The sequence below is a fragment of the Asanoa iriomotensis genome (genome assembly GCF_016862515.1).
Taxonomy (GTDB): Bacteria; Actinomycetota; Actinomycetes; order Mycobacteriales; family Micromonosporaceae; genus Asanoa; species Asanoa iriomotensis.
Genome location: NZ_BONC01000150.1, coordinates 1 through 5,386 on the forward strand (window position 1 = coordinate 1; position 5,386 = coordinate 5,386).

Below are 5,386 nucleotides of genomic sequence, written 5' to 3' on the forward strand. Positions count from 1 at the left end.
TTGCTGGCCCCAGCAGCAACCGATTACCAAGACCCGCCGCGCAGTGTTGCCTGAGTCCGCCGCGCAGGGTGGCCCGAGTCAGCCACGCAGGGTGGCCCGAGTCCGCCACGCAGGGTGGCCCGAGTCCGCCACGCAGGGTGGCCTGAGTCAGCCGTGCGGGGTGGCCCGGGTCCGCGACGCCCCGGGGCATCTGCCGACCGGGAGCGTCGAGGTCACCCGCGCCAGATCGTGGTAGTTGGCTGCTGCCCCAGCAGCAACCGATTACCAAGACCCGCCGCACAGGGTCGCCTGAGTGCGCCGCGCAGGGTGGCCTGAGTCCGCCGCGCAGGGTGGCCCGAGTCCGCAACGCCCCCGGCATCTGCCAACCGGGCCACCGATCTCACCCGCGGCAGATCTTGGTAGTTCGTCGCTGCTCCAGCAGCAACCGATTACCCACGTCCGCCGTGCGGGGTGGCCTGAGTCCGCGACGCCCCCGGCAGCTGCCAACCGGGCCACTGAGGTCACCCTCGCCAGATCGTGGTAGTTGGTTGTTGCCCAGCAGCAACGACTTGCCACGGTCCGCCGCACCCCAGGTTGGCCCTGACCGCGGTGTGGGTCGGCGTGGGTCCGCGGCACGGGGTGGCGTGGTTGCGCCAGTTTCGCGGGTGCGCGACGATCCCGGCGACCGTGCGTGGCGGACGTGGCGGCGGCCAGGGAGGACCTGCCGTTTCGGGCGTCGGACCTGGAGATTTGATCGCCAGATCATCAAGTCCATCGCCCCGGCCGGGTCAGCAGCTGACGGCGGTTGCGGCAATCCCGGGACAGTCAGTGCCGCCAGAGCCCGGCGGGGGCGTCGACACAGGACACTCGCCGCTCCGCTGCGGGGCCTGTGGCGCGGACGGCTTCACGTGCGCGGTCCGGTGTTGGGTCTGATCGCGGCGAACAGGAGGCGGTCCTGCCAAGCGCCGCGGATGAAGGCGTGGTCGCGGAGGTGGCCCTCGCGGTGCATTCCGATTTTCGTCAGGACCCGGGTCGATCCGGCGTTTTCCGGGTCGCAGGTCGCGGTGATCTTGTGTAGGCCGAGTTGGTCGAAGCCCAACCGAAGCATCGCCGCCGCGGCTTCGGTGGTCAGGCCCCGGCCCCAGCAGCGTTTGGCCAGCGCGTAGCCCGTCGTGGCCTGTTGGCGCGCGCGGCTCGTGATGCACAGTTCCACCGAACCGATGAGCGCGTCGTCGGCGCGTTCCACCATCGCCAGCGCGAAACGGGTGCGCGGGCGCGTGCCCGCGTCCTGGATCGCCGCCTGGAGGAACTGCTCCGTGTCCGCCGGGGTGTTCGGGCCCCACTCCGTGTAGCGGGTCACCTCGGGGTCGCTGGCGAACGCGTGCACGGCCGCGTCGTCATCGGGCCGGAACTCGCGCAGGACGAGGCGCGGTGTGTAGAGGCGCAGGTCAGGCTCCCTTCGGGCTGCGGGGTGCCGGGAGCCGGTCGCCGGACAGGCGGGCGTCCAGGGCGTCCAGGGACATCTGCCAGGGGAAGACGTCGAGCAGGTCCGCGCCGGTGCCCGGTGGGTGCAGCGGCAGGACCTCGTCGCCGAAGAGGACCGTGATGCCCCACGAGCGCAGGCGGGTCAGCGACTCGCGGAACGCTGGGTGCGCGCCCATCGCCACGTTCGTAAACGGCATCGCGATGATGGGTAGGCCCTTGCCCTGGCCTTCCACGACCAAGCCCAGCGCCAGGGTGTCGGCGATGCCCGCCGACCACTTGTTGATCGTGTTGACCGTGGCCGGCGCGACGATGATGGCGTCCGCGGACGGCAGCACGTCCGGGTCGCCCGGGTTCTTGTAGTAGGACCGCACCGGATGGCCGCTCAGGCCCGCCAGTGCCGGCACGTCGACGAACTTGCGGCCGTCCGGCGTGGTGACCACGCAGACGTCCCAGGCGCGCTGTTTCGCGAGGTCGACCAGCCGGCCGACACCTCGGGAGATCGGCGAGCCGCAGCAGATCGCGTAGAGGACGCCTCTCATACCAGCAACTAAACTCCGACGCCCATGTGCTCCGCCAGTTCGGCTACCGCCGGCGGCGGGGTGCCACGCGTGCGGCGCAGCACATCGGACATGACCTCGTGGGCGATCGGGCGGCAGCGGATCTCCGACGGCGCCAGCCGGTCGCCTTCGAGCAGCATCTCGCTGGCCTTCTCGACGTCGCCCATCTGCGCGAAACCGCGGGCGATGTCGAGCATGTGGTGTGCCCGGCGTTCCGGCAGCAGGCTGTTGAAGCCCTCGGGGTCGATGCCCTCGTGCACCTCGACCGCCGCGCGGCCCTCGCCCAGCTCCACCGCCGCGGCGGCCCGGTGCAGCTTGACGTTGGTCGGCCCGAAGCAGGTCCAGTAGTGGTTCTGGTCGTCGCCGATCGCGCTCGCCGCCTCTTCCGCGCCGTTGAGCAGGTCGCGGACGGTGGCGCCGTCGCCGATCCGGGCCGAGGCCATCGCACCCTGGAGCAGCAGCATCCCGTACACCGAGAGCTGTTGGGGTGTGCTGGCGCTGCCGCCGCCGGGTGCCAGCCGGTTGGCGATGTTGATGTTGACCTCGAGAGCCGGGCGGGCGCGGCCGAGCGCGAGCAGCGCGCAACCCACGCGGTGGGTGGCGGTGCCGGCGAGCAACGGGTCGCCCGCTCGCTGGGAGACGGCGATCGACCGGTCGGCGGCCAGCCAGGCGAGCTCGTGCTCACCGAGCTTGCGCAACGACGACGACGCGATCTGGTAGACCTGCCCCAACAGGTGCGCCGCGGGCTGCGCCTCGGCGCCGCCGGAGTAGGCGGTGTCCGCGGCCTGTGCGTCGCGCAGCAGCTTGGGCAGCGCCCGGGCGAGCACGCCGTACTTCGCGTGCTGGAACGTCAGCCACGCGTGGCTGACCGCCTTGCGCATCTCGGTCAGCGGCTGCGGGTTGGGCTGCGTGTCGAAGAATGCGCTGATCGAGTCGTAGCGCTCCAGCGCCGCGCGGATCTCCTCGACCTCGACCTGGTCGATGCAGTTGATCGCATCCGGCCGGCGTTCGGGGTCCTTGCCCAGCAGGAGCTGCACGTCGAGCTGGAGGACGTCGGCGATCTCGTAGACCACCGAGAACTTGTCTAGCCGGCGGACACCCCGCTCGACCTTGTCGACCCAGCTCTTCGACTTGCCCAGGCGGTCCGCGAAGACCTGCTGGGACATCCGTCGGCGGGCACGCCAGTAGGCGACGCGGCGGCCGATGGGGAGCTCATCCATGTCCGTCCTCCCCCCTCGCTCGTACAGGGGCTGTCTGATTCGGGGCTTGCTGGGCGGTGTTGCGGATATCACCCGTTTGTGCCGATCGCACTCCGAGTGCGTTTCCCGTCACAGGTGCGCTCGTACTTTTCTTTTGCAAGTTGCATTCGGCTCTCTGTCAAACGCAACGACCGCGTGTCGATCCGAGATACGGCGCCGACCACCTGCTAGGGGGAGTCGGCCACAGACGTAGGGAGTTTCTGACCATGCGGTGGAATATCCGACCACCATTCGCCCGAGTCGCACTGCGCCGCTCGGCCGTGCGCTACGCCGACCACCTCTGGGACGTGGTGCCCGGCGCGTGGCTCGAGGGCGGCCGGTTCGCGTGCGAGCGGCCGGGCTGCCCGACGACGAGCTGCCACCCCGCGATCGACGGCTGGGAGCGTGGCGCCAGCACCGATCAGTCCACCGTGGAGGGTTGGTGGCAGCGCCGGGCACACGCGGTGCTGCTCGCCACCGGCCACGCGTTCGACGTGCTCGAGGTGCCCAACAGCCTGGGCGGCCGGGTGTTGGCCGCGGCGCGCATGCACGCCGGCGTGCTCGGGCCCGGCCGGCTGCAGGTGCGCGGCCCCGTCGCGGCGACGCCGCTCGGCCGGTGGATGTTCCTGGTGCGTCCGGGCGACCCGCTGCGGCCCGAGCTGGAGAACTCGCTCGACGTGGTGCGGCACGGCACCGGCTCGTGGGTGCCGGCCCCGCCGACCCGGCTGCCCCAGGGCGCCGTGCGCTGGGTGGTGCCGCCGGAGGAGGTGGCCTGGAGCCTGCCCGACTCGTACGCCGTGCAGCGCATGATCGTCGACTCGCTGCTGACCAATCTCGACCGCGCGCCGCACCTGCCCCGCCAGCTGTCGACCGCGCGGCGCGCCGCCTGAGCCGCCCCCGCGACCCGCGAAAATCCCGTCAACAGGACGCGAGCACCCGCACGTCCGGCCTGGCGACCGGTCGTTGATGCAGGTGGCGGCCCGCATGGGGGCGCGACGGGGAGGGGCACACATGCTAGGAGACAAGGTAACCGGGACGTTCGTCGAGGTCGACCCCCTGAACGGCGGACTTCGATGCCAACGTTGGGCCGGCACCCGTCCCTCGGGATCTCGACCGAGCGGCTCCCGGCCCGCGGGCTCACGCCCCGCCGGCACCCACCGCCCAATCAAACGCTGACCATACACGGGTTACCATGGTAGTGGTCTCAAGCCGCCGAGGATAGGGACCGCGAGGTGAGCTTCCGTCCCTCGTCAGTGACGACAACGCCGGCATAACCGGCGAGCCGGGCCAGCCACCGCACACCGCCCTCCCCCATCGCGAGCGCCGCGGTGGCGTACGCGTCCGCCGTCCCCAGGTCCGGGCCGACGACCGTGACCGAGCGCAGCCCCGAAGCCGCCCGGCCGCGCCGCGGATCGATCACGTGGTGTCCGCGCTCGTAGACCCCGGACGTGGCCACCGCGAGGTCCGTGCCCTCGACCACGTGGCACGTCGCCTGCGCGTTCCACGGGTGCCGGATGCCGACCCGCCACGGCCGGCCAGCCGGCGCGTGGCCACGCAGGCGCACGTCCCCGCCGGCGTTGACACAGTGGTCGGTCACGCCGGCGGCGAGCAGCCGGTCGGAGGCGACCTGCGCGGACCAGCCCTTCACGAACCCGGACGGGTCGAGCCGGCCGGTCGCGTACGCGTCGAAATAGCCGTCCGTCTCGCTCCACAGATCGGCACAACGCGACAACACGAACCGCAGATCCGCCGACGCGTCACCAAGTGGCAACGACCCGGCGTCGAACCGGTTGACCTCGCTGTCGGCCTTGTACGTGCTGAACCGCGCGTCGACCAGGTCGAACCACGCGAAGACCTCGTCGAGCAATGTGGACGAACCACCGGAACCCAGCTCGACGCTGATCACCGTACCCATGCACTCCCGCGCACGGAACAGCTCAGTCACGCTCACCCTTCTTCATCCGCTCGATCGCGACCCGCAGGGACTCCCGGTAGCTCTCGCTCGTCTCCGTCGCGCCCGAGACCGTGTCGAGATTCGCGCCCTGCTCCCGCAGCGCCTCCTCGCGCATCTGGGTCTCGACCTGCGCGCTGAGCTGGTCCGACCGCGCCTCCAGGTCCGGCATCTCC

The 5,386-nt window shown here is 71.2% G+C and carries 5 protein-coding genes and 1 pseudogene; 1 reads left to right on the forward strand and 5 read right to left on the reverse strand.

The window, feature by feature from the left end; genetic code table 11:
* Positions 1 to 883: 883 nt before the first annotated feature.
* From Air01nite_RS40370 to Air01nite_RS40380, 3 genes are read right to left on the reverse strand one after another with little or no spacing between them, the layout of a single operon-like run.
* Positions 884 to 1,426: a GNAT family N-acetyltransferase gene (locus tag Air01nite_RS40370; protein ID WP_203708772.1), complete on the reverse strand. Its 543-nt coding sequence runs from the start codon at positions 1,424 to 1,426 to the stop codon at positions 884 to 886.
* A gap of 1 nt (position 1,427) precedes the next feature.
* Positions 1,428 to 2,003 carry a flavoprotein gene (locus tag Air01nite_RS40375; protein ID WP_203708766.1) on the reverse strand — a complete coding sequence of 192 codons (576 nt, stop codon included), beginning with the start codon at positions 2,001 to 2,003 and terminating at the stop codon, positions 1,428 to 1,430.
* An 8-nt stretch (positions 2,004 to 2,011) separates the two neighbouring features.
* A complete protein-coding gene (locus tag Air01nite_RS40380; RefSeq protein ID WP_203708768.1) occupies positions 2,012 to 3,241 on the reverse strand; it encodes a helix-turn-helix domain-containing protein in 1,230 nt (409 codons plus the stop codon).
* 245 nt (positions 3,242 to 3,486) lie between these two features.
* On the opposite strand from Air01nite_RS40380, the gene Air01nite_RS40385 reads away from it, so the two are divergent.
* On the forward strand, positions 3,487 to 4,149 hold the full coding sequence (locus Air01nite_RS40385) for a bifunctional DNA primase/polymerase (protein WP_203708770.1): 663 nt from the start codon (positions 3,487 to 3,489) through the stop codon (positions 4,147 to 4,149).
* Between the two features lie 314 nt (positions 4,150 to 4,463).
* Here the strand turns inward: Air01nite_RS40385 and Air01nite_RS40390 are convergent, their stop codons facing one another.
* Entirely contained in the window at positions 4,464 to 5,174 is a 711-nt protein-coding gene (locus Air01nite_RS40390; protein ID WP_203708774.1) for an FAD:protein FMN transferase, read from the reverse strand.
* Between the two features lie 22 nt (positions 5,175 to 5,196).
* Positions 5,197 to 5,386 (reverse strand): annotated as a pseudogene (locus tag Air01nite_RS40395) (hypothetical protein); the annotation flags it as partial.

Excerpts from the sequence above, each read along its gene's own strand:
- Air01nite_RS40380 (WP_203708768.1), bottom strand. The coding sequence starts at position 3,241 with ATGGATGAGCTCCCCATCGGCCGCCGCGTCGCCTACTGGCGTGCCCGC.
- Air01nite_RS40385 (WP_203708770.1), top strand. The coding sequence starts at position 3,487 with ATGCGGTGGAATATCCGACCACCATTCGCCCGAGTCGCACTGCGCCGC.
- Air01nite_RS40390 (WP_203708774.1), bottom strand. The coding sequence starts at position 5,174 with ATGGGTACGGTGATCAGCGTCGAGCTGGGTTCCGGTGGTTCGTCCACA.
- Air01nite_RS40375 (WP_203708766.1), bottom strand. The coding sequence starts at position 2,003 with ATGAGAGGCGTCCTCTACGCGATCTGCTGCGGCTCGCCGATCTCCCGA.